Genomic DNA, 21,608 nt, shown 5'->3' on the forward strand with positions numbered 1-21,608 from the left:
TATAAACGCCTGCTTTCCTCATGAGCACTTTGGAACTGCCCCGCATAGTCGAAAACTCGCCCTTGGCCCGCATCGCCCGCTGGAAGCTAAGGCAGCCGAACGTGGCCATGGTACTTGGGCATACTATTCATTTAAGCGGCGTAACGCGCACTGATTTTTTGCGCGATGCCTCTTGGGTAGCGCACGAGCTATGCCACATCCGGCAGGTGCAGGAGCATGGCCTACTAAGTTTCCTGTGGAAGTACTTGGTAGAGTCGGCGCGAGTAGGCTACTATGCCAACCGCTTCGAGGTTGAAGCCCGCGAAGCCGGCCGTCGCGACGCGCCACAGGTGGCCGTGTGGCTTGGGCTTACTCCGCCGCAAGGCCCTGGACGAGGCGGTTCGGAGCGTGCCTCGGCAACGGATGCCCGGCCCGATGTGGTGGTGTGATGCGTTGGGCCACGACTGAAAGAAGAGCTTGCTAGTAACAATCATCTAGCTGTTTATACCAGCCCGCACACTAGAATTGAGTAAGGTAGCTGCCAATTGTTTGAAACCTCGCTGGCTTGTTTTACGAATAGTTGCGTGTAACTGAGGCTGGTAACTCCGGTCTATGTTTAAATCACACAAACCTTCGCAACCATGGCTACGCAAAACACCTCCAATAACACCGACTTCCTAGGTACCGCCAACAGCTCGTCGCGCCCGGGCCAACAAGAGAACAGCGCCAATCCGGCGGCATCGCAGAAAGGCAACATGATGGGCGGCCTGAACAACACCCTGAAAAACTTTGGCGACTCGGCTGCTGGCCAGCTGAACAAGCTAAGCACCACCCAGAAAGTGGTGGGTGGCTTGGCCCTGGCTGCTGGCATCAGCTGGCTGAGCAAAGCCATGAACAAGCGCAACGCCTAGGTGTAGCAACCTGGTTAAAAGCAAAATGGCCCGCCTCTTTCGCAGAGGCGGGCCATTTTGCTTGTGGAGCCCACAACAGGACTCGAACCTGCGACCTGCTCATTACGAATGAGCTGCTCTACCAACTGAGCTATGTAGGCATTTTCCGCGGCGGAGAGTACTCCTAACGGGACTGCAAATATAAACGGTTGTGATAAATGGACGCAAACGGCTGCTGAAAAATTCAGCTTTCACACCCAACCCCAGATTTGCCGGCCGCGTTGGGTAAGCTGACACTTCACCTAAAGGTTATTCCATGGCCACTTCCGATCAGTCCGACGATTTGCTGCAAGCGCTAGTAAGCGGTATTGTAGGTTCTATCACGCTCACGCTGGTGCACCAGACCGCCCGCGAGCTGACGCCTGATGCTCCGCGTATGGATGTGCTCGGTATGCGCGGCCTGCGCAAGATGTTGGCGGCAGCCAACGTGCCCCAGCCTGATCATAAGACTTTATACAATACCACCATGGCCGGCGACTTGCTCGTGAACGGCCTGTACTATAGCTTGGTGGGCAGCGGCTCCGATGCCTGGATACGCGGCGCCGCCCTAGGTGTGGCTGCCGGGGTAGGGGGCGTGTTGCTGCCGGGCCCTATGGGTTTGGGCGACGGGCCTAGCAACCGCACTCCGCAAACCCAGCTCATGACGGTAGCGTGGTATACCCTAGGTGGTTTGGCCGCGGCAGGTATGTCGCGGCTGTGGAGCCGGTTGGGTAAGTAGTAGCTGGTTGCCCAGAGTCCTTGGTTTGCTCAAGCGCCTAGTTGCTGGGCCTAAGCTTACCTTTGCCCCGCAATGAAAGCACTGCGCAAACTATTGGTTGGCACGCTGGGCTTCGAGCGCTACATCCGCCTGGCCAGCCACGTGTATTTGCGGCTGGTGGCACTGGGGTGGGGGCGCGCGAAGTACCCCGAGCTGTTTTTTCTGGAAAAGCTGGTAAAGCCCGGCAACGTGTGCCTCGATATCGGCGCCAACCTCGGTTACTACTCCGTGGCGTTGTCGCGGTTGGTGGGGCCGCAGGGCAAGGTGTTGGCCGTGGAGCCGGTGCCGCTGTTTCAGCACATTTGGCAAGACAACGTACGGCTGAGCGGCTACGACAACCTGCTGCTGTTGCCCTACGCCCTAGGTGGCCAAAACGCTACGGTGAAGATGGGCACGCCCGCCCGTAACGGACTGCTGCACCACGGCATGACCAAAGTAACCGACAGCAGCCCCACCGAGCAGTACGGGCAATACTACGACGTGGAAATGCGCGTACCCGACGAGCTGCTGGCCGATTTCGAACGGCTCGACTTTATTAAGTGCGACGTAGAAGGTTTCGAGTACGAAGTATTTCGGCACATGCAGGACACGCTGCGGCGGCACCGGCCCGTTATCCAAACCGAGCTGAACGGTCTGGAGAACCGCCAACGCGTGGCTGGCTTGCTGGCCGACTTAGGGTACCGCCCGTACGTGCTGGAAACCAAGGATGCTGCGTCTCGGTTAGTACCTTGTCCGGCCGAGGTCCTTACTGCACCCGCCGACCGCGACTTTTACTTTCAACCCTACTACCCCGCTGATCGATAATGTTCATCAACTTCCTGCTCATCACTTTCCTCATTGCCATGGTACTGCGGCTGGTGCTGCCTGCGCTGCTGCGCTGGGCGCTCAGTGCGTTTGTAAAGCGGCAGATGCGCAAAGGCGGCGTGGTGTTCGGGCCTAATGGCAACCCGTTTGCCGCGCCGTCAACCTCGAGCGGGCCTAGCCGCGCTGCCGATGGCGAAGTACGCGTTGATTACGTGCCCCCAACGGCCAAGCGCCAGCCCGATACGAATTTCCGCGGCGGCGATTACGTCGATTTCGAGGAAGTGAAATAATCGGACTACCTTCGGGCTTCAAGCCCGGCTGGCGCCTGCCGGCCGGGCTTTTTTACGTTTGTAGGGGTGGTATGCCACGCGCCCTAGGTGCCGCCGCTTGCCATCCGCCTCACCGCCTACTTACTACCAGCTACCGTACATGCCCGCTGTCGAATCGCCAACGCCAACAGCACCCTCGTTGGGCCGCCGTTTGCTGCCGCACCTGCTAGCCGTAGCCTTCCTGCTCGTGCTGGCCGTTCTGTATTTCTCGCCCATTGTATTTGGGGGCAAAACCCTGGCCCAGCACGATATCGTGCAGTTCAATGGCAGTGCCCGCGAGGCGCTTACCTACCGCCAGCAAACCGGCGAAGAAGCCCTCTGGACGAACTCCATGTTCTCGGGCATGCCCACGTACCTGATCAGCACCCGCTTTCCCGGCGACTTATCGGTGTACCTGAACTACGTGTTCACGGTGGGGTTGCCGGCGGTGGCGGCTAACCTGTTTGCCGCCCTGTTTTGCGGCTACCTGCTATTTGCCTTTTTGGGCATGCGGCCGTTGGTAGCCCTGGTGGGCGCCATTGCGTTGGGTTTCACGAGCTACAACCTTATCATCCTCGCCGCGGGGCACAACTCTAAGTCATATGCCTTGGCATACGCGCCGCTGGTGCTGGCCGGCTTGCTGGTTACCTTCCGTAGGCAGCGGCTGCTTGGCGCGGCTTTATTTGCCCTAGGTCTGACGATGAACATCCGGGCCAACCACTTGCAGATTACCTATTACCTGCTGCTGCTGGTGCTGGTGTTTGGCGTCGTGGAACTAATTTTTGCGGCGCGCGAAAAGCGCTTGCCCGATTTCTTCCAACGTACGGCTCTGCTGGCGGTGGGTGCGCTGCTGGCCGTGGGCGTAAGCTTCGGCCGCCTCTACACCACGGCTACTTACACCAAGTACAGCATCCGGGGTAAATCGGAGCTGACCACGCCCGCGCCTGCTGCACCCGGCGAGCAAGCCGCTGCACCGGCTGCCGATGGCGAAGGCGGCGGCCTCGACCGCGACTATGCCTTCAACTGGAGCTACGGTGTAGGCGAAACGATTACGCTGCTCATTCCCAACTACTACGGCGGTGCCTCACAAGGCAAACTCGACGACGACTCGAACACGGGCAAAGCGCTCAGCGACCTAGGTGTGCCGCCCGTGCAGCTCGAGCAGTACCTCTCGGGCATGCCCACGTATTGGGGCGACCAACCCATTACCAGCGGCCCGGTGTACATGGGCGCGGTGGTGTGCTTGCTGTTTGTGCTGGGCTTGTTTGTGGCCGACCGCCGCACGCGCGTTTGGCTGCTGGTGGGCACCATCCTGTCGATTATGCTGGCGTGGGGTAAAAACTTTGCCACCTTCAACGACCTGATGTTCGACTTCTTTCCGGGCTACAACAAGTTCCGGTCGGTGTCGATGGCGTTGGTTATTGCCCAGCTGGCCATGCCGTTGCTGGCTGTGCTGGCCTTGGCCCGCGTATTGCGCAACCGCCCCGCAGCGGCAGTGCCTGCCGTGCACCCCAAGCTGCCCACAACCCCGGCGGATAGCCCCGAAACCGCCGAGCTGCGCCGCAAGCTATTGCTGGCTACCGGCATTACGGCGGGTATTTGCGTGCTGGCGTTCATTTTCGGCCTAGGTGCCGATTTCGCGTCGCCCGTCGACAGCCAATTGCAGCAACAAGGCTTCCCCATCGATGCTCTGCGCCAAGACCGTGCGGCCCTTATGCGCGCCGATGTGCTCCGCTCGCTGTTCTTCATCGTGGCCACGGCCGGGGTGTTGTGGTTCTACCTCAACCGCAAGCTCACCGTATCGGTAGCAGCTGGCATAGTAGCCCTGCTCACGCTCGTCGACCTGTGGGCCGTGGATAAGCGCTACCTAGGCGAAAGCAGCTTCCAGAACGAAACCGTGGCGCAGCAGTTTGTGCCCTCGCGTGCCGACTCGCAAATCCTTGCCGACCCCACGCTGCACTACCGCGTGCTCAACCTCAGCAACCCCTTCAACGAGGCCCAAACCTCGTACTTCCACAAAAGCATTGGGGGTTACCACGGTGCCAAGCTGCGCCGGTACCAGGACCTGATCGAGCGGCAAATTTCGCAAAACAACCCGCGCATCCTGAGCATGCTCAACGCACGCTACGTCATTACACAAGATCAGCAGGGGCAGCCCGTGGCCCAGCGCAACCCCGGTGCCCTCGGCAACGCGTGGTTTGTAAGCACCATTCAGCCGGTGCAGAACGCCGACCAGGAAATGGCCGCGCTCAGCAATTTCGATCCGGTGAACACGGCCATTGTGGATGTAAGCAAGTTCCCACAGAACAAAACCAGCTACAACGCCGCCGGCTCGAGCATCACGCTCACGAACTACTCGCCCAACGCGCTGAAATACACCGTGAATGCGGCGCAAGAAGGATTTGCGGTGTTCTCCGAAATCTACTACCCCGAAGGCTGGAACGCCTACCTCGATGGCAAGCCTGTGCCGCACGTGCGCGCCAACTACGTGCTGCGCGCCATGCCCGTGCCGGCTGGCCAGCACGCCATCGAGTTTAAGTTCGAGCCCAAGGAGTACGCCGTTGGCAATACGGTGTCGTTGGTGTCGTCGCTGCTGCTGTTTGGAGTGCTGATTGGGGCCGTAGTGTACGCCGTGCGCCGCAAGCCAGTGCCCGAGCCCGAAGCCGAACGCGATGAGTTGATGGCCGCCTAGGTAACGCCAGCACATACAGCACACTGCCACACCGGCCTAGGTCGGCGGCTTGTGTTTCCTTTGCAGCAGCTATGCTTCAACCAGCGCCGCCGCCTATTCTGCTCGATTTGCCCGAGCCCGTTGCTGAGCGGCGCGGCGTGCGGCTGCGCTTGCTGCGCGACGATTTGCTGCACCCCGACATACCAGGTAACAAATGGCGCAAGCTGAAGTACAACCTGCTGGAGGCGCAGCACCTAGGGCACCGCACGCTGCTTACGTTTGGGGGTGCCTATTCCAACCACTTAGCCGCGGTGGCAGCAGCAGGCCGGCTGCAGGGCTTCGGCACCATTGGCGTGGTACGCGGCGAGGCTGCTCCTCAACTTAGCCCCACCTTGCAGCAATGCCAGGGCGACGGCATGCAGCTGCACTTTGTTAGCCGCGAGGCATACCAGCAGCGCCACGATGCCGCTTGGGTTGCTGAGCTGCTGGCGCACCTAGGGCCTGCCTACGTGGTACCCGAAGGCGGCACCAATACCTTGGCTTTGCGGGGTTGCGCCGAACTAATAACGGAGCTCGACGCCGCCGGCGAAGCCTTCGATGCCGTGGCCGTAGCTTGCGGTACCGGGGGCACGCTGGCCGGCCTGCTTATGGGCCTAGGTGGGCAGCGGCACGCCGTTGGGGTGGCTGCCCTGAAAGGCGCTGACTTCCTCCGCCGCGATGTAAACAACCTAACCACTGCTGCGGTGGGGCTGGTGTTCAGCAACTGGCACCTGCACACCAGCGCGCACTTTGGCGGCTACGCCAAGTACTCCGAGCCGTTGCTGGCGTTTATCTACCGCTTTTACCAACAGCACCAAGTGGCGCTCGACCCCGTGTACACGGGCAAGCTGCTCTACGGCGTGCTGCAGCTGATTGAAGAAGGCCACTTTGCGGTGGGCAGTACCGTGGTGGCCGTGCACACCGGCGGCCTGCAAGGGTGGGCCGGGTTTCGGCAGCGCTTCGGCGTGGCGGCGCCGGGTTTCGTATAGCTTAGTATTGTCGACCTTGTTCCTCAACGCTCATGATGCTTCTGCTGCGGCGCTTGGTGCCCTTGTTGTTTCTGATTGCGCTGGGGTGGTTTCTGTGGCGGAAAGTAGCCCCGAGCCTGCGCGACTTAAACTCCTTGGTGGAGCCCGAACCGCGTGTAACCGTAACGCACAACACCGTGCTCGAGAAGATTGAGGGCATGGGCAAGCTAGAACTAGTGCGCTACCGCTTCAAGGATGTGGTCGAGTACCGCAAAAGCACCTACCGCTTTCTGCCCGATGCCAAAGTGGCCCTGATTGTGGCCGGCGAGGCCATCGGCTGCGTCGATTTGCGCAAGGTGGGCGCGTTGGATGTGGTGTTCGAGGGCGACTCGGTAGTGCGTGTGGCCCTGCCCGCGCCCGAGCTATGCACCTGGCGCATTGATCATTCGCAAAGCCGCGTGTACGATACTGAAAACGCCCTGCTGCAGGATGCCGCGCTGGTTGACGAGGGTTACAAGTACGCCGAGCAGAACGTGCGCCGTGCCGCTTTGCAGTCGGGCATTTTGGCCCAAACCCAGCAAAATGCCGAGCAAATTCTGCGTCCCATGCTCGAAACTCTCACCGGTCGGCGCGTGGTACTAACCCAACAAATCGCGCCGCCGCAACGTGGGCGGCTTCAGTAGTTCAACCGCTTAATGGCTTGCGTTTGATGAGATAACTGCTTGTATCACATTATTATGCGAGCCTGAAAAGTGGCGTTGTGCAAACGGGGGCTGTAGCTTTAGGTAGTCACCTGCCTAACCTCTTTTCAGCTATGGAAACCAAAGAACCCACCGTTGCACAACTGCTCTCAACCGATACCGACTGGCAAACGCCGCTGATGCCTACCGGTGTGCCTTTTGTAAGCCGCTCCGCCACAACCGAAACCTGGGAGTTTGCCGGTACCAGCGTAAAGCCACTGGCCACTTCGCGCGAAACCCACGGCGAGTTTGCGCTGCTCGATGTAACCATGCAACGCTGCCTGGATTTGCCCCCGCACCTGCATCACAACGAGTCGGAAACGTTTTACCTGCTCGAAGGCGCCATGCGCTTCGAGGTAGGCAATGAGGTTATTGAGGCTGGCCCTGGCGATGCCGTGCACCTGCCGCGCGGCCTGCGCCACGCTTGCCACGTAGTGTCGGGCCAGGCTCGGGCGCTGCTGCTGATTACGCCCGGTGGCGGCGAGCAGTACTACCGCGAGCTATCCAAGCCCGAGCGCGGTATGATTGCACCCGGTCTTCGGGCCACTCCCGACCGCGCCACGCTGCAAGCCGTGGCCAGCAAGTTTGGGGTGCAACAGTTTTAGCCAGCGCATATCGGCCTACACCAGCAAGCCGCTCCGGGACACTAGTGCATGCCCCTGAGCGGCTTGCTAATGCCAACCACCTAGGGCAGCTAAGCAGCGGCTACTTTTTTGCGTTTTTTCCTCTTGCTAGCGAGTTCCGTAAACAGGTTCGAGAGCACGCCGGTAACAACACCAACAATCACCTCGGGGCCTTCTTTACGGAGCAGGCGACGCACTTCTTTGCGCAGCACTTTCAGCGCTTTCTTGCGGAGCTTAGCCATAGGAGCAGTAGTGTAGAGGTACAGCAAACCGCTGCCGTAACCTAGAAAAGCTGGTTAGCAGCGGCTTTACTGAAGTATACGGCCGGGCTGGCCCTTTGGCTAATGCGCCGCACTGATGCCGCTAGTCCTCGGCTAGCACTTCACCTAGGGCGTCCTGAATGAGGTCGGCCTCGTAGCCTTTTTGCGTGGCGTAGGCGCTTAGCTTCTGCCGCCGCTTTAGCGGGTTGCTTTCTTTCTCGAGGGCGTTCTTCTTCTCGAGCAACTCGCGCAGGTTTTGGTAGTACTCGTCGCCGTCGATTTCGCTCATGCCGGCTTTGATGCAGAACTCCGAAATATGACGCTGCTTCAGCTCCATTCGGATGCGGCGGCGGCCCCATTTCTTGAGCCGGTACTTGCCGCGAACAAACGAGCGGGCAAAGCGCTCCTCATCGAGCAGCTTTTCGCGTACCAACCGAATAATGATTTCGCCGGCTTCGTCTTCGTCGAGGCCGTAGCTGCGCAGCTTGTCTTCTACCTCGCGGTGGCTGCGTTCCTGGTAGGCGCAGTAAGCGGCTATTTTCTGTAGGGCCTCGCCGGGCGTATAAGTTTTGCGTTTGCGCGAAGCGTCTTCCATTACTCAAGCAAAATAAGCAGGCCGGTGCAGCCCCTAGGTACGCTTACGTACAATGCCCGGCCCGGGCTGCAGCCCTAGGTGCGGAGTCGCCTTTCGGCCTAACTGGGTAAAAAAACAGCCGCCGCCCAGAAGGCGGCGGCTGTTCGCTCACATAAACAAGTTGAATCCAAAAACGGTAACCAATACTTACGGCAAAGGTTCTTCGATTCAGCTGGGGCAAGATAGCACGTTTTGCCCACATTTCGCACAATATTAAGCAATTAAAATACCCGCATAGTGCTGATTTCCGACTTCGCCGATTTGCACAGACCTTTGCGCCCTTGCTCTTTTTTCTTGGCGCTATGCTATTAAGTCGCGGAGCCCGCTACATGCTTATTTCCACGTTCTGCTTCGCGCTGATGAACGTGTGCGTGAAGCTGCTCAAGCACCTGCCGGCTATGGAAATTATCCTGTTCCGGTCGGCTATGTCGGTGTTGCTGAGCTACCTAACGCTGCGGGCCATGCGCATCCGGCCGTGGGGCTCCAACCACTTTTTCCTGATAGCCCGCGGCACCACCGGCGCCATGGCCCTAATGCTGTACTTTTTTACGTTGCAGCGCATGCCTTTGGCCACCGCCGTAACGGTGCAATACCTCGCGCCAATCTTTACGGCCATCATCGGAGTCTTTGTCGTGAAGGAGCGGGTGCTGCCTTGGCAGTGGGCGTTTTTCTTGCTGTCGTTTGCGGGCGTTATCTGTGCCGAAGGCGTGGATACCCGCGTGGAGCCCATGTGGTTGGGGCTGGGCGTGCTGTCGGCGGTGTTCTCGGGGTTCAGCTACAACTCCATCCGTAGGCTCAAGGGCAAAGAGCACCCGCTGGTGGTGGTGTTTTACTTCCCGATGGTGGCCCTGCCCATCTCGGCCGCGTACTGCCTGTTCAACTGGCAAACCCCGCAAGGGCTCGATTGGCTGTGGCTGATCCTGACCGGCGTGCTTACTCAGGGCGCGCAGGTGTACATGACGAAAGCTTACCAGGCCGAGCGCCTTTCGAGCGTGGCCAACCTCAACTACATCGGCATTCTGTACGCCCTAGGTCTGGGCTACGTGTTCTTCGGCGAGGCCTTTCCGCCGGGGGCCTACGTGGGCATGGCGTTGGTGCTGGCCGGTGTGCTGCTGAACTCGTGGTATTTGGCCCGTCATGCACGCCGCACGCAGGCCCCCACCCCCGAGCCCGATGCGGTAGAAGGCGAGGCCGTACGCAGTTAACGTAAAAACTTACCGGCTAAGGCAACGCTGCTGCAATGGCCGCACTCTTAGCAGTATCTTCCCCGCCGAGTGCGTTATGTTGCCTGCTATGCGTTGTCAGTACCTGGTTTCTTGCTTTTGCTTGTGGTGTGTGCTGCTTGCTCCGTTGGGGCTTCGGGCCGGAGTCATCCGCGGGCGCATCACCGATCCCAAAGGTGAGGCGCTGGCCTTTGCCAACGTGGCCGTAAAAGGCACCAGCACCAGCACCGCTTCCAACGAACAAGGCAACTACCAGCTGCCGTTGGCCGCCGGGCGCTACGAGTTGGTGTTTCAGTACGTGGGCTTCAAACCCCACACCGAGACGGTACGCGTAGCGGGCGGCGACACCGCAACCACGCTGAACGTTACCCTCACCCCCGAAAACTACCAGCTGCGCGAAGTGGTGGTGCGGGCCAAAGACAAAGACCCCGCCTACGCCATTGTGCAGCACGCCATCGACTGGCGCAGTTACCACCGGCGCGAGGTGGCCGCTTTTACGGCGCGCACCTACATCAAAGCCCTGGCCCGCCTCAACGAAGCGCCCAGCCGCATCCTAGGTCTGTTCAAAACCGGGCCCGACTTGAAGCCGGGTACTATCTACCTGTCGGAGTCGGTTTCGGAGGTAGCCTTTCAGCAGCCCAACGTGGTGCGCGAGCGAATGATATCATCCAAGGTGAGCGGCGACGCCAAAGCCTTCAGCCTGAACCGCGCTGGCGCGGGCCGCGGCCTAAGCTTTTACAACCCCGTGCTGAAGCTGTTTTCGGAGCGCGGGTTTGTGTCGCCTATCGCGCCCAACGCGTTTTTATTCTACCAATACACCCTCGAGGGCACCACGCAGCAAAACGGCCAAATGGTGCACAAAATTAGGGTAACGCCGCGCCGCCGCACCGATCCGGTGTTTGCCGGCCACATCTACGTTATCGAGGGCACGTGGCGCCTGCACTCCGTGTCGCTTACGCTGAACAAGGATGCGCAACTGGATTACGTCGACGACGTGCGCATCGACCAGATTTTTGCGCCCGCGCCCAACGCGCCCCACGTGTGGCTACTTCAAACCCAAAAGCTCACGGCCAACTACTCGGCGTTCGGGTTCAAAGGCAATGCCTACCTCACGGCGGTGTTCTCGAACTATCGCGTAACGCCCACCTACGCCAGCCGCCCCGTGCCCACCCAGGCGCTGGCACCCGCTACCAACGAGCCCGCCCACGCCGAAACCGTGGCCGAGGCCAAGCAGCAGCGCTCCACGGTGCGGGCGCTTACGCGGCAGGTAAAGCGCCAGAGCAAGCGCACCGGAGCAGCCGCCGTCGATTCGCTGGCGCGGCAAGTGGGCGCGCTTGAAGTGGAGAAGATGGGCAAGCACGAAGTGCTGCGGGTAGAAAAGGGCGTGAACGAACGCGACAGCGCCTACTGGTCCCAAATCCGGCCCGTGCCGCTTACCGACGAGGAGAAGCGCGACTACCGCGTGAAGGACAGCACCGAAGTGGTGCGCAACTCCAAGCCCTACCAGGATTCGCTCGACCGCATCCGCAACAAGTTCGATGCGAAAAGCTTTATGCTGACGGGCTACACTTATAACCAGACGCACCGCAAGGAGCAGTTCTACGTAGCGCCGCTGTTCAATATTCTGCAGTACAGCACCGTAGAGGGCACCATCGTGAACCCGCAGTTCACCTACACCCGCTACACCGACGACCGCCGCCGTTTTTGGCTGACGCCCTCGCTGCGCTACGGCACCGAGGCACGGCTCTTCAGCCCCTCGATGGAGCTGAACTGGCAGCACAACCCCGAGCGCGTCGCCCGCCTGCAGGTAGTAGCGGGCCGCACGGTGGAGAACTTCGACCCGAACTCGCAGCTTACGCCGGCCATCAACACCTCGTACACGTTGTTGCGCAACCGCAACTTTGCCAAGTACTACCAGCGCCGTGGCGCCGAGGTGGGCTACCTGCGCGAGGTGCTAAATGGCCTTACCGTGCGCGGCGCCATTAGCTACTTCGACCGCCGCGAGTTGCAAAACGCCACCATCGATTTGCTCAACGACATTCCGGGGCGGGCTTTCACGCCCAATCAACCCGTCGCGGCCGAGCTGCCCCAAGGCACCGGCTTTGGTCGGAGCCGCGCCCTAGGTTCGGAGCTGTGGCTGAGCTACCGGCCGGGGCAGCGCTACATCAGCCGCCCCGATGGCCGCGTAAACCTCGGTTCTAGGTACCCAACTTTCCGCTTTACCTGGCGGCAGGGGTGGGGCATCGATGACTTCAGCGACGTGCGCTACACCATGCTGGAAGCGGGCGTGCGGCAAAGCCTGAACCTAGGCCTGCTGGGTACCAGCACCTACTACGCCAACGTGGGTGGCTTTTTAGGCGCACCCAAGCTGGCCTTTATGGATTACCGCCATTTCTCGGGCAACCTTACCCGCTTTGCCGCCGATTTCTCGCGCTTTCAGCTTCTCGACTATTACCGTTACAGCACGCGCCGCACGTTTGTAGAGGCCCACTATGACCATCACTTCAACGGCTTCTTCCTCAACAAGGTACCCGTGCTCAAGCGCCTGAAGTGGCAGGAGGTTGGCACGGTGAATTACCTGCACACCGCTGCTGCCGGCCACTACGTGGAGCTAGGCGTGGGCATCGAGCACATCTTTAAGTTTCTGCGCGTCGATTATTTCACGGCGCTGCAATCGGGGCGCAAGCTCGAGCAGAGTGTGCGCATTGGGGTTGGCTTCTAATGCCCCAGCATCGCCTAGGCAACTCGTGTAGCCTGCTCGGCCTCAGTTAGTGCCTCAGTAGTTACCAGTTGGCGCTTGGCGGGCCAGTTGTACAGCAACACCGAAATCACAATCAGCCCATAGGCAATTACCTGGTTAGCCGCCGCCGACTCGCCGAAGTACAGGAACGCCAGCAGAAAGCTTACCAGCGGGTTGAGGTACATCAGGATGCCCACCGTACCCGACGACAAACCACCTAGGGCAAACAAGTTGAGGAACAGCGGCAGCACCGTGAAGCCAGCGCTTAGCAGGCCCACAATCAGCAGCAGGCGCGTATCAGCGAAGCCCGCAACGGGGTCGGCACCCAGGGGGCCGGCCAGCGGCACGAGTACTGCCGTAGCCAGCAGCAGTTGCAGGCCCAGCAGCACCAGCTTATCGTAGTGGCGGAGTACGCGTTGGGTAATCAGGTAACTGGCATAGCTGAGGGCCACGAGCAAGCTCATGCCTACGGTTTGCAGGTTGCCCGTAGCCAGCAGGCCGCAGCTTACCAGGCTAATGGCAATGGCCGCACCCTGCACCGGCCTCAGCCGCTCGCCCAGCAAGGCCCAGCCCAGCACTGCCGTAAGAATGGGGCAAAGCAAGTAGGCAAACGAACCCGCCTGCACGCTCACGTGATTGACCACGTAAATGAATAGCAGCCAGTTGATGGTGAGCAGCATGCCACCTAGGGCCGTGAGGCCCAGCATGCGCCGCCGCTCGGTCGGCACCGCCGTGCGGTACTGCTGCCAGGTTTGTTGCAAGGCGCCGCGCCGACCTAGGAGCAGAATGGCAGCCAGCAAGAGCAAGGCCAGTACCACCCGGAAGTACAAAATCTGACCGCTGGCGTAGCCCGTGAGCAGGCGCAACGGAATAGGGAAGAAGCCCCAGATTAAGTAAGCGGCTAGCGCAGCGGTATGGAAGCGAGAAGGTTTCACTGGGTAAGCATATGCGCCCAGGAGCAGGCGCGCCGAAAAAGACCGCAAAGATAACCGGTTGCGGAGGCAATATTCTGAATGCGTATAAACTAAACCAGGCAACGCGCCCGTACGCTGGCTTAGGTGCAATCGGCACGCGTGGGGCTCTACCTTTGCGCTGCTATGCTCACCTTCTCTCATTTGCCGGCTCTCACGGGTGGTACGCTGCTGCAGGCTCCGGCCGATGCGGCCGCCTCGGTGCTTCACTTGCTGCTCGATAGCCGCCGCATGGCCCAGGCTGCCGGTACCTTGTTTGTGGCCCTGCGCGGCCCCCACCACGATGGGCACCAATACCTGCCCGAGCTGTACCAACGCGGGGTGCGCCTATTCCTGGTCGACAAAGCAGAGTTGGTGCCCGGAGCGCTGGCCGACTACCCCGAAGCAGGCTTTGTGCTGGTGCCCGACAGCCTGGCCGCCTTGCAGCGTATTGCTGCGGAGCACCGCGCACAGTTCGGCATTCCCGTAGTGGGCATCACGGGCTCGAACGGCAAAACCATAGTAAAGGAGTGGCTGGCGCAATTGCTCAGCCCCGACGAGCTTATTTGCCGCTCGCCGCGCAGCTACAACTCCCAAGTGGGCGTGCCGGTAAGCGTGTGGGAGCTGCGGCCAGCGCACACCCTGGGCATTTTTGAAGCGGGCATTTCGGAACGCGGCGAAATGGCGCGCCTGGCGCAGGTTATTCAACCGACCCTAGGTGTGTTCACCAACCTAGGCTCAGCGCACGATGCTGGATTTAGCTCGCACGCCGAAAAAGCGGTCGAAAAAATGCAGCTCTTTGCGGGCGTCGATACCCTGTTTTACTGCCGCGACCACGCCGAGGTGCACACCGCGGCGGTTCAGCTGCCGGCACGCGTGCAACGCTTTAGCTGGTCGCGCTGCGGAGTCGCCGATGCCCAGGTTCAAGTGAAACTCGAGCCCGGTGCCGACCCCCAGCAGCCGTTGGCGCAGGTAGATTACCTAGGGCAAACGCACACGTTCTCGCTGCCCTTCGCCGACGAGCCTTCGGTAGAAAACGCCCTGCATTGTGTGGCCTTGCTGCTGTGGCGCGGCTTGCCAGCCGCCGAGCTGCAGCGCCGCCTGCTGCGCCTGCAGCCCGTAGCCATGCGCCTCGAAATGAAGCAGGCCATCCACGACTGCTACGTTCTCGACGATACCTATAACAACGACCTAGCCGGCCTCGACCTAGCCTTGGATGCGCTGCGCCGGCAACCGCGCCGCGGGCGCCGCACACTTATTCTGTCCGATCTGCTCGAATCGGGCTTGCCCGCCGCGGAGCTCTACCAGCAGGTAGCGCAGCTTGCCAGCCAGCACAATGTGCAGCGGCTGTTGGCTGTAGGCCCCGAAATCGGCCAGCACCAAGCCTTGTTGCAAGCAGCAGTGCCCGACGCGCAGTTCTTCCCCGACACCAACGCGCTGCTCGGCTGGTTTCACCCCGACCACTTCCGCCACGAAACCATTTTGGTGAAGGGTGCCCGCCGTTTCGGTTTCGAGCGGGTGGTGGCAGCTTTTCAGCGTAAGATTCACGGCACCGTGCTCGAGGTAAATCTCGATGCACTGGTGCACAACCTCAACTACTACCGCGCCCGGCTGCAGCCCAGTACCCGCCTGATGGTGATGGTAAAAGCTTTTGCCTACGGTAGCGGCTCGTACGAAGTAGCCAACCTGCTGGAGTTTCACCGCGTCGATTACCTGGCCGTGGCGTATACCGACGAGGGCGTGCAGTTGCGCGAGCACGGCATATCGTTGCCGGTTATGGTGATGAATCCTTCGCCGGACTCGTTCGCCCTGCTGCGGCAGTACCATCTCGAGCCCGAAATCTACTCGTTTGCCCGCCTGCGCGAATACTTGCTGGCCGCGCAAGATGGCCCGTTGCCGCCGGTGCACCTTAAGCTCGATACCGGCATGCGGCGCCTAGGCTTCGATGAAACCGACCTCGATGAACTGCTGCCTTTGCTGCAGCAGCACGCCGGCACCCTGCGCGTGGCCAGCGCCCTTACCCACCTAGCCGGCGCCGACGAAGAGCAGCACAATAGTTTCTCGCACCGGCAGCTGGCAGCCTTTCAGCGCATGGCAGCGCGCCTCGAGGGCAACCTAGGGTACGCCGTAATCAAACATGCCCTTAACTCGCCGGGCATCATACGCTTCCCAGAGGCGCAACTCGATATGGTGCGCTTAGGCATTGGTTTGTACGGTGTAGAGGCTGCTGGCCTCAACCCAACGGCGCTCCGCCCGGTAAGCACCCTCCGCACTACGGTTTCGCAGCTAAAAACCTTGCGCGCAGGCGAAACCGTAGGCTACGGGCGCCGCGGCGAAGCTGCCAACCACGACCGCCGCATCGCCACCTTAGCTATTGGCTACGCCGATGGGTACGACCGCCGCTTCTCGCGCGCAACCGGGGCAGTGGTTATCCGCGGGCAACGCGCCCCAATCATCGGCAACGTGTGCATGGATATGTGCATGGCCGATGTAACTGCTATTCCGGATGTGCAGGAGGGCGACACGGCCGTTGTGTTTGGCGAGGAGTTGCCGTTAACCGAACTAGCCGCCCGCATTGGCACCATTCCGTACGAGCTACTCACTAACGTGAGCGAGCGAGTGAAACGGGTATTTGTTTCGGAGTAAGCCTTGGGTGCCACTAGAGACTCGCAGACAGTAACCACACCTAGGTAAAAAAGCAAACGGCCGCTACCCAAAAGAGCAGCGGCCGTTTGCGTGGGGTAGAGTAGCCTACCGAGCAGCTATTACTTGTAAACGTCTACTTCCGCTTTGATCATGGCGTTGTAGCGCAGACCCGTGCTGTTCGACATAGTAATCAAGCTCCAGCCTTTGCCCATGGAATACGTCCAGGTACGGCTTTCCTTGAACTCGAAAGTCGGCTTCATGATCTGGCCGTAAGGCGTGTAGTTATCCATGAAGTTGGTGGTGTAGAACTTGTCGCCCGACACAATCCACTCCATAGCCACGAAGAATCCTTCGTCCGGCGCCATAATGTTGTAAGGCGTCATGTCGATGGTAAACCACGAACCGCCACCCGGAGCCGATACTACTACGTTCTCCGTGAGCAGGTCGGTATTGGGGGCGTTGTAGTCGCCGTCGTTCTTGTAGATCCGCACACGGAAGGGTTCTTTCGGGAAGCCGTGTTCACCGATGTAGAACGATACCGTGCGGATCATGCCGAGCTTTTTGCCCTTCTCGTTCTTCACGAAGAAGGCATACTGGCTGCCGGGCATACCCTGAATCATGCCCTCGCCGGGCGTGTTGTTGCGGGCGCCCATGTCGGCGTTTTTCACCTTGCCGGCTTCCACTTTCACCTCGGCCAGCACAATGTTACGCTTGGTAACCTCTACAATGAGGTCTTCAAGCTTGGCACCGCGCTTCACGGCTACGGCCTTGCGGATGTAGCCCAGGGCTTGGATGATTAGAGAGTCTTGAGCGGCTTTCTCCGGCTGTGCCATCTGAAAGAAACCGTATTCGTTTGTCAACGCACCGGTTTGTTCTTCTTTCAGGCCAATAGAGGCAAAGGGGATGGGCTCTTTGGTTTTGGCGTCAACCACGCGGCCTGTAATGCGATTATCCTGCGCACTAACCAACTGCGGGAGCAACCAACCTAGCGCAACGAAAAAGAGTAGGCGTTTGAGCATAAGCGGTGGATTATAAAACCAAAAATACAAGCAGTTTAGACGGCAACTGCAATCTTCCTTCGAATATTTATAAAAGTGCAATTTGTGCCCAGGTAAGTGCTACGGCGCTCTGTCTCCGAAGCTTTGCTTTTGGCGGAAACCTTTGCAGGGCGTACCTTTGTTTATAGCTTGTCTAAATAAACTTACCGCCTGTGCCCACCCTGTCTGTTGCCTCCGCTACCACGTCCCGCAGCGTTAAAGATCTGCGCTTGGGCGAGACGGGTACCATTTGCTGCCTTAAAGATCCGGAAATGGCGCTTAAGCTCCTAGAAATGGGGTGCATACCGGGCACGCAGGTAACACTTAGCGGCCGGGCGCCACTGGGTTGCCCCATTACCTTGCACGTCGACGGCGAATATACGCTGTCGTTGCGGGTAAGCGAGGCGGCTACAATCATGCTTAAAGATTAACGCTTCGGCGGATGGCGAGTGCGGTAGTATTAACTCCTGACCCGAAGCAGGGCCAGTCAGATGCAGCATCGGCTGCTATCCGATCAGTAACAGAGCGCCACACGCGCATTGCCCTGATTGGCAACCCCAACTCGGGTAAATCTTCGCTGTTCAACCAGCTCACCGGTCTCAACCAAAAGGTGGGCAACTTTCCGGGAGTTACCGTCGACCGGAAAACGGGTGTGGCGCAACTTACGCTGCACCACCGGGCCGACATCATCGACTTGCCCGGTACGTATTCGCTCTACCCCAAAAGCCTCGATGAAAAGGTCATCACCGACCTGCTCTACGAGCGTGATTCGAGCGAGTACCCCGACTTTGTAGTAGTAACCGCCGACGCTTCGAACCTGAAGCGTAACCTGTTGCTGTTTACGCAGCTCGCCGATTTGCAGCTGCCTATGGTGCTGGCCCTGAACATGATGGACACGGCCGAGCAGCACGGCATTCAGATTGATGTGGCCGAGTTGCAGCAGCAGCTAGGGGTGCCCGTTATTCCAATGAACGCTCGCAAAGGCGTAGGCGTAACGGCCCTGAAGATTGTAATGGCACAGGAGCTCGGGCCGCCTAGCCAAACGTTTTACGAAACGTCCGACGAGCTGCTGCCGATGATTCGGCAGATCCGTTACTACTTCAACCTGCACAACGATTACCTGGCGCTGCACTACGCGCACCAGTACGAGCGACTGAAGTTTTTGTCGGCCGATGACAAGGCGTACATCCACGAGCTGCGTCAGAAGTACGGCTTTGACTCCGTGGCTTTGCAAGCGCAGGAAACCATCGACCGATACGCCCGCATTTCGGAGCTGCTGCTCGACGTGGTGCGCGTGACGCGAGCCGAAAAGAACGAGTCGTACAGCAATAAGATCGACCGGGTGCTCACGCATAAAGTGTGGGGCTACCTGATTTTCCTGAGCATTCTGTTCCTGCTCTTCCAGGCCATCTTCGCGTGGGCTGAGCTACCCATGGACCTTATCGACCAAGGCGTGGCGTGGCTAGGCGGGCAGGTGAAGAGCCTGGGCGAAGGCCCGCTCATCGATCTGCTTTCCGATGGCATCATTGCCGGCCTAGGTGGGGTACTGATGTTCATTCCGCAGATTGCCCTGTTGTTCGCCTTCATTGCCGTGCTCGAAGAATCGGGCTACATGGCGCGCGTGACGTTCATGATGGACAAAATCATGCGCAAGTTTGGGCTGAACGGTAAGAGCGTGGTGCCGCTGATTTCGGGTATGGCCTGCGCCGTGCCGGCCATTATGAGCGCGCGCACCATCGAAAACTGGAAGGACCGCATCATCACCATTTTCGTGGTGCCGCTGATGTCGTGCTCGGCGCGCATCCCGGTGTACACGGTGCTGGTGGCCTTTGTGGTGCCCGAGCGTACCGTCCTAGGTGTGTTCAACCTGCAGGGGGTAGCCCTGATGGGGCTGTACCTCTTGGGCTTCGTATCGGCAGTGCTTTCGGCGTGGGCGCTGAAGACGTTGCTGCGGGCTAAGGAGCGTAGCTTCTTTATCATGGAGTTTCCGGTGTACCGCTGGCCGCGCTGGAAAAACGTGGGGCTTACCATCGTAGAAAAGGTGAAGGCTTTTGTTTTCCAGGCCGGTAAAATCATCGTAGCCATTTCGGTGTTGCTGTGGGTGCTGGCTTCGTACGGCCCCGGCGATTCGCTCGTGAAAGCCGAGCAGCAGGCGCGTTCCGAAGCGGCTCAGAAACAGCTTACTCCCGAGCAAACCGATAACCTGATTGCCGCTCACAAGCTCGAAAATTCGTACGCGGGTGTCTTTGGCCGTACCATCGAGCCGGCCGTGCGCCCGCTGGGTTTCGACTGGAAAGTGAGCATTGCCCTGCTCACGTCGTTTGCTGCGCGCGAGGTATTTGTGGGCACCATCTCTACCATTTACAGCGTGGGGCAGGATGCCGACATGAGCACCGTGCAGGAGAAGCTGCGCGCCGAAAAGGACGAATTCGGTCAGCCATTCTTCACGCCGGCCCGTGCGGCTTCGCTGCTGGTGTTTTATGTGTTTGCGATGCAATGCGTGAGCACCCTGGCCACAACCTACCGCGAAACCAAGGGCTGGACCTGGCCGCTGCTGCAACTCGGGTACATGTCGGGTTTGGCTTACGTGATGTCGTTGCTGGTGTATCAGCTGTTGAAATAGGCCGCGCACATTTCTCAGCAGCCTTTGCCACCTAGGGCAAGCTAAAAATCACAAGGCCCGAACCGTTCTGCGGTTCGGGCCTTGTGGCTTAATTAACAGCCTGTTATTGTACCCAACATTGTGGCCTAGGTACCGATGAGGAACACAGCGGGTTGCTTGTGGAGGTCGGGCAATGGTGTCTTCTTCCAGCCGGCTACGGTGTCGGTGCGCAGGTACTCGTTGGGGGCCGTTAGGTTGGCTGCCACGCACAAGCGGGTGCTAGGCTGCAGCTGTGCCAGTAAATCTTCCAGCAGCTGCGTGTTGCGATACGGCGTTTCAATAAAAAGCTGGGTTTGGTGCTGAGCCAAGGCTTGGCGCTCCAGTTGCTTGATGGCTGCAGAACGCTTCGGCCGCTCGATGGGCAGGTAGCCATGAAAAGTAAAGCTCTGCCCGTTAAATCCCGAACCCATCAGCGCCAACAGAAGCGAGGATGGCCCTACCAGCGGCACCACCCGAACACCCAGGCGGTGCGCCTCGCGAGCCAGGGCCGCACCCGGGTCGGCAATGCCAGGGCAGCCTGCTTCGCTGATTACACCAGCACTGATACCCTGCTTCAGCAGAGGCTCCAACGCGGCGCGCACCTGTGCATCGGTCGAGTCTTTGTCGATGACCGTGATGCGTAGCTCTTCAATTACCTGCGCCGGCGCTACTTGCTTAATGAAGCGGCGGGCCGTACGGGCATTCTCGACCAGAAAATACCCTAGGTCGGCCACGCGCTCAGCAATCTGAGCGGGCAGTACTTGGGCAGTCGTGTCGTCGGCTAGTACCGTGGGAATGAGGTAGAGCGTTCCTTTCAAGGCTGCGATGATTAGCTGGCGGCAAACGCTGTTACCAGCTCGTATACTTTGTCGGGAGCTTCGGCGTGCACCCAATGGCCGGCATCCACCACGGTTTCGACAACGGAGTTGGGGAACAGCTGCGGAATGTGGTAGAGTTTATCCTCGGTGCTGATGTAGTCGGACTTGCCACCGCGGATAAACAGAGCAGGTTTCAAAAAGGGTGTTTCGGCCGTAATTTCTGCGCCAATTGCCTCCATCTCGGCGGTAAGCGCTGCCAGGTTAGGGCGCCAGGCAAAGGAGTTGTCGTCGCGGCGGTATAAGTTCTTGAGCAAGAACTGCCGCACGTCGGGCCATTTAATATGCTGGGCCAAGGCCTCGTCGGCCTGTTGGCGGTTTTCGAGCTTGCCTAGGTCCACGGCGTGCAAGCCAGCCAGGATTTCATCTTGGTGGCGCATGTCGCTGAAGCGCGGGGCAATATCGAGCACCACCAGCTTGGCCAGCCGATCGGGGTGGCTGAGAGCGAGGCGCATGGCTACTTTGCCGCCCATGCTGTGGCCTAGCAAAACGAGTTGGCTGCTGTCGAGCTCGAGTGTGTCAAAAAGCTCCAGCACATCCTGCGCCATCAGCTCGTAGCTGTGCTCATCGGAGTGAGGAGAGCGGCCGTGGTTGCGCAAATCGACGGCGATGACGCGGAATTGCTCGGCCCAGCGACGCGCCAGGCTTTGCCAGTTATCGAGGGTGCCAAACAGCCCGTGCAGAATAACCAACGGGCGGCCCTGGCCTTGTTCGCGGTAGTGAAGTTGCATAGCGGGCATAAAGGTCGGAAGCCCGACGCACA

General features: G+C 59.6%; 20 protein-coding genes and 1 tRNA gene. 14 read left to right on the top strand and 7 right to left on the bottom strand.

Going from position 1 to position 21,608, the window contains the following annotated elements:
* Positions 1–20 precede the first annotated feature (20 nt).
* Positions 21–428 carry a hypothetical protein gene (locus tag ASU33_RS16495; RefSeq protein ID WP_216818574.1) on the top strand — a complete coding sequence of 136 codons (408 nt, stop codon included), beginning with the start codon at positions 21–23 and terminating at the stop codon, positions 426–428.
* A 192-nt stretch (positions 429–620) separates the two neighbouring features.
* A complete protein-coding gene (locus tag ASU33_RS16500) occupies positions 621–890 on the top strand; it encodes a hypothetical protein (protein WP_059071936.1) in 270 nt (89 codons plus the stop codon).
* A gap of 64 nt (positions 891–954) precedes the next feature.
* On the opposite strand, the gene ASU33_RS16505 is transcribed toward ASU33_RS16500, so the two are convergent.
* Positions 955–1,030, bottom strand: a tRNA-Thr gene (locus tag ASU33_RS16505).
* 155 nt (positions 1,031–1,185) lie between these two features.
* Between ASU33_RS16505 and ASU33_RS16510 the strand changes: the two genes are divergently transcribed.
* The 7 genes from ASU33_RS16510 to ASU33_RS16540 all read left to right on the top strand — a co-directional run bounded on the left by ASU33_RS16510 (position 1,186) and on the right by ASU33_RS16540 (position 7,821).
* Positions 1,186–1,647, top strand: a complete 462-nt coding sequence (locus ASU33_RS16510; RefSeq protein WP_059071937.1) for a hypothetical protein — start codon at positions 1,186–1,188, stop codon at positions 1,645–1,647.
* Positions 1,648–1,719: 72 nt separating this feature from the next.
* Positions 1,720–2,490 carry an FkbM family methyltransferase gene (locus ASU33_RS16515; RefSeq protein ID WP_059071938.1) on the top strand — a complete coding sequence of 257 codons (771 nt, stop codon included), beginning with the start codon at positions 1,720–1,722 and terminating at the stop codon, positions 2,488–2,490.
* Positions 2,490–2,780, top strand: coding sequence for a DUF4834 family protein (locus tag ASU33_RS16520; protein WP_059071939.1), 291 nt, complete (start codon positions 2,490–2,492; stop codon positions 2,778–2,780). Before ASU33_RS16515 ends, ASU33_RS16520 begins: the two co-directional genes overlap by 1 nt.
* Before the next feature lie 139 nt (positions 2,781–2,919).
* Entirely contained in the window at positions 2,920–5,490 is a 2,571-nt protein-coding gene (locus ASU33_RS16525; RefSeq protein ID WP_059071940.1) for a YfhO family protein, read from the top strand.
* A gap of 71 nt (positions 5,491–5,561) precedes the next feature.
* Positions 5,562–6,497 (top strand): 1-aminocyclopropane-1-carboxylate deaminase/D-cysteine desulfhydrase, encoded by a 936-nt coding sequence (locus ASU33_RS16530; protein WP_059071941.1) that lies wholly within the window; start codon positions 5,562–5,564, stop codon positions 6,495–6,497.
* A 32-nt stretch (positions 6,498–6,529) separates the two neighbouring features.
* The gene (locus tag ASU33_RS16535; RefSeq protein ID WP_059071942.1) at positions 6,530–7,159 is read left to right on the top strand and encodes a DUF4230 domain-containing protein; all 630 of its coding nucleotides are present in this window, start codon (positions 6,530–6,532) and stop codon (positions 7,157–7,159) included.
* A gap of 131 nt (positions 7,160–7,290) precedes the next feature.
* The gene (locus ASU33_RS16540; protein ID WP_059071943.1) at positions 7,291–7,821 is read left to right on the top strand and encodes a cupin domain-containing protein; all 531 of its coding nucleotides are present in this window, start codon (positions 7,291–7,293) and stop codon (positions 7,819–7,821) included.
* A gap of 89 nt (positions 7,822–7,910) precedes the next feature.
* On the opposite strand, the gene ASU33_RS21505 is transcribed toward ASU33_RS16540, so the two are convergent.
* Together ASU33_RS21505 and ASU33_RS16545 are read right to left on the bottom strand one after the other, a co-directional pair.
* The gene (locus ASU33_RS21505; protein WP_160328220.1) at positions 7,911–8,081 is read right to left on the bottom strand and encodes a hypothetical protein; all 171 of its coding nucleotides are present in this window, start codon (positions 8,079–8,081) and stop codon (positions 7,911–7,913) included.
* Between the two features lie 121 nt (positions 8,082–8,202).
* Positions 8,203–8,694: a regulatory protein RecX gene (locus ASU33_RS16545; protein WP_059071944.1), complete on the bottom strand. Its 492-nt coding sequence runs from the start codon at positions 8,692–8,694 to the stop codon at positions 8,203–8,205.
* Between the two features lie 341 nt (positions 8,695–9,035).
* Between ASU33_RS16545 and ASU33_RS16550 the strand changes: the two genes are divergently transcribed.
* Entirely contained in the window at positions 9,036–9,938 is a 903-nt protein-coding gene (locus ASU33_RS16550; protein ID WP_286130618.1) for a DMT family transporter, read from the top strand.
* A 130-nt stretch (positions 9,939–10,068) separates the two neighbouring features.
* Complete coding sequence (locus ASU33_RS16555) at positions 10,069–12,678, top strand: DUF5686 and carboxypeptidase regulatory-like domain-containing protein (RefSeq protein WP_059071946.1); 2,610 nt, start codon at positions 10,069–10,071, stop codon at positions 12,676–12,678.
* Positions 12,679–12,692: 14 nt separating this feature from the next.
* Here the strand turns inward: ASU33_RS16555 and ASU33_RS16560 are convergent, their stop codons facing one another.
* Positions 12,693–13,631, bottom strand: a complete 939-nt coding sequence (locus ASU33_RS16560; RefSeq protein ID WP_160328221.1) for an EamA family transporter — start codon at positions 13,629–13,631, stop codon at positions 12,693–12,695.
* A 162-nt stretch (positions 13,632–13,793) separates the two neighbouring features.
* Here ASU33_RS16560 and ASU33_RS16565 point away from each other — a divergent pair, with 162 nt between their 5' ends.
* A complete protein-coding gene (locus ASU33_RS16565) occupies positions 13,794–16,292 on the top strand; it encodes a bifunctional UDP-N-acetylmuramoyl-tripeptide:D-alanyl-D-alanine ligase/alanine racemase (RefSeq protein WP_059071948.1) in 2,499 nt (832 codons plus the stop codon).
* A gap of 119 nt (positions 16,293–16,411) precedes the next feature.
* On the opposite strand, the gene ASU33_RS16570 is transcribed toward ASU33_RS16565, so the two are convergent.
* Complete coding sequence (locus ASU33_RS16570; RefSeq protein ID WP_059071949.1) at positions 16,412–17,311, bottom strand: carboxypeptidase-like regulatory domain-containing protein; 900 nt, start codon at positions 17,309–17,311, stop codon at positions 16,412–16,414.
* Between the two features lie 191 nt (positions 17,312–17,502).
* Between ASU33_RS16570 and ASU33_RS16575 the strand changes: the two genes are divergently transcribed.
* Together ASU33_RS16575 and feoB are read left to right on the top strand one after the other, a co-directional pair.
* Positions 17,503–17,760 carry a FeoA family protein gene (locus ASU33_RS16575; RefSeq protein WP_078063199.1) on the top strand — a complete coding sequence of 86 codons (258 nt, stop codon included), beginning with the start codon at positions 17,503–17,505 and terminating at the stop codon, positions 17,758–17,760.
* A gap of 11 nt (positions 17,761–17,771) precedes the next feature.
* On the top strand, positions 17,772–19,952 hold the full coding sequence (feoB, locus tag ASU33_RS16580) for a ferrous iron transport protein B (RefSeq protein ID WP_078063200.1): 2,181 nt from the start codon (positions 17,772–17,774) through the stop codon (positions 19,950–19,952).
* 125 nt (positions 19,953–20,077) lie between these two features.
* On the opposite strand, the gene ASU33_RS16585 is transcribed toward feoB, so the two are convergent.
* Together ASU33_RS16585 and ASU33_RS16590 are read right to left on the bottom strand one after the other, a co-directional pair.
* Positions 20,078–20,788 carry an SAM-dependent methyltransferase gene (locus ASU33_RS16585; RefSeq protein WP_059071950.1) on the bottom strand — a complete coding sequence of 237 codons (711 nt, stop codon included), beginning with the start codon at positions 20,786–20,788 and terminating at the stop codon, positions 20,078–20,080.
* Between the two features lie 11 nt (positions 20,789–20,799).
* On the bottom strand, positions 20,800–21,576 hold the full coding sequence (locus tag ASU33_RS16590; protein ID WP_059072762.1) for an alpha/beta fold hydrolase: 777 nt from the start codon (positions 21,574–21,576) through the stop codon (positions 20,800–20,802).
* Positions 21,577–21,608: the final 32 nt, after the last annotated feature.

Source organism: Solirubrum puertoriconensis (genome assembly GCF_001483135.1).
GTDB classification, from domain to species: Bacteria; Bacteroidota; Bacteroidia; order Cytophagales; family Hymenobacteraceae; genus Solirubrum; species Solirubrum puertoriconensis.

Excerpts from the sequence above, each read along its gene's own strand:
- ASU33_RS16495 (WP_216818574.1), top strand. The coding sequence starts at position 21 with ATGAGCACTTTGGAACTGCCCCGCATAGTCGAAAACTCGCCCTTGGCC.
- ASU33_RS16500 (WP_059071936.1), top strand. The coding sequence starts at position 621 with ATGGCTACGCAAAACACCTCCAATAACACCGACTTCCTAGGTACCGCC.
- ASU33_RS16510 (WP_059071937.1), top strand. The coding sequence starts at position 1,186 with ATGGCCACTTCCGATCAGTCCGACGATTTGCTGCAAGCGCTAGTAAGC.
- ASU33_RS16515 (WP_059071938.1), top strand. The coding sequence starts at position 1,720 with ATGAAAGCACTGCGCAAACTATTGGTTGGCACGCTGGGCTTCGAGCGC.
- ASU33_RS16520 (WP_059071939.1), top strand. The coding sequence starts at position 2,490 with ATGTTCATCAACTTCCTGCTCATCACTTTCCTCATTGCCATGGTACTG.
- ASU33_RS16525 (WP_059071940.1), top strand. The coding sequence starts at position 2,920 with ATGCCCGCTGTCGAATCGCCAACGCCAACAGCACCCTCGTTGGGCCGC.
- ASU33_RS16530 (WP_059071941.1), top strand. The coding sequence starts at position 5,562 with ATGCTTCAACCAGCGCCGCCGCCTATTCTGCTCGATTTGCCCGAGCCC.
- ASU33_RS16535 (WP_059071942.1), top strand. The coding sequence starts at position 6,530 with ATGATGCTTCTGCTGCGGCGCTTGGTGCCCTTGTTGTTTCTGATTGCG.
- ASU33_RS16540 (WP_059071943.1), top strand. The coding sequence starts at position 7,291 with ATGGAAACCAAAGAACCCACCGTTGCACAACTGCTCTCAACCGATACC.
- ASU33_RS21505 (WP_160328220.1), bottom strand. The coding sequence starts at position 8,081 with ATGGCTAAGCTCCGCAAGAAAGCGCTGAAAGTGCTGCGCAAAGAAGTG.
- ASU33_RS16545 (WP_059071944.1), bottom strand. The coding sequence starts at position 8,694 with ATGGAAGACGCTTCGCGCAAACGCAAAACTTATACGCCCGGCGAGGCC.
- ASU33_RS16550 (WP_286130618.1), top strand. The coding sequence starts at position 9,036 with ATGCTATTAAGTCGCGGAGCCCGCTACATGCTTATTTCCACGTTCTGC.
- ASU33_RS16565 (WP_059071948.1), top strand. The coding sequence starts at position 13,794 with ATGCTCACCTTCTCTCATTTGCCGGCTCTCACGGGTGGTACGCTGCTG.
- ASU33_RS16570 (WP_059071949.1), bottom strand. The coding sequence starts at position 17,311 with ATGCTCAAACGCCTACTCTTTTTCGTTGCGCTAGGTTGGTTGCTCCCG.
- feoB (WP_078063200.1), top strand. The coding sequence starts at position 17,772 with ATGGCGAGTGCGGTAGTATTAACTCCTGACCCGAAGCAGGGCCAGTCA.
- ASU33_RS16590 (WP_059072762.1), bottom strand. The coding sequence starts at position 21,576 with ATGCAACTTCACTACCGCGAACAAGGCCAGGGCCGCCCGTTGGTTATT.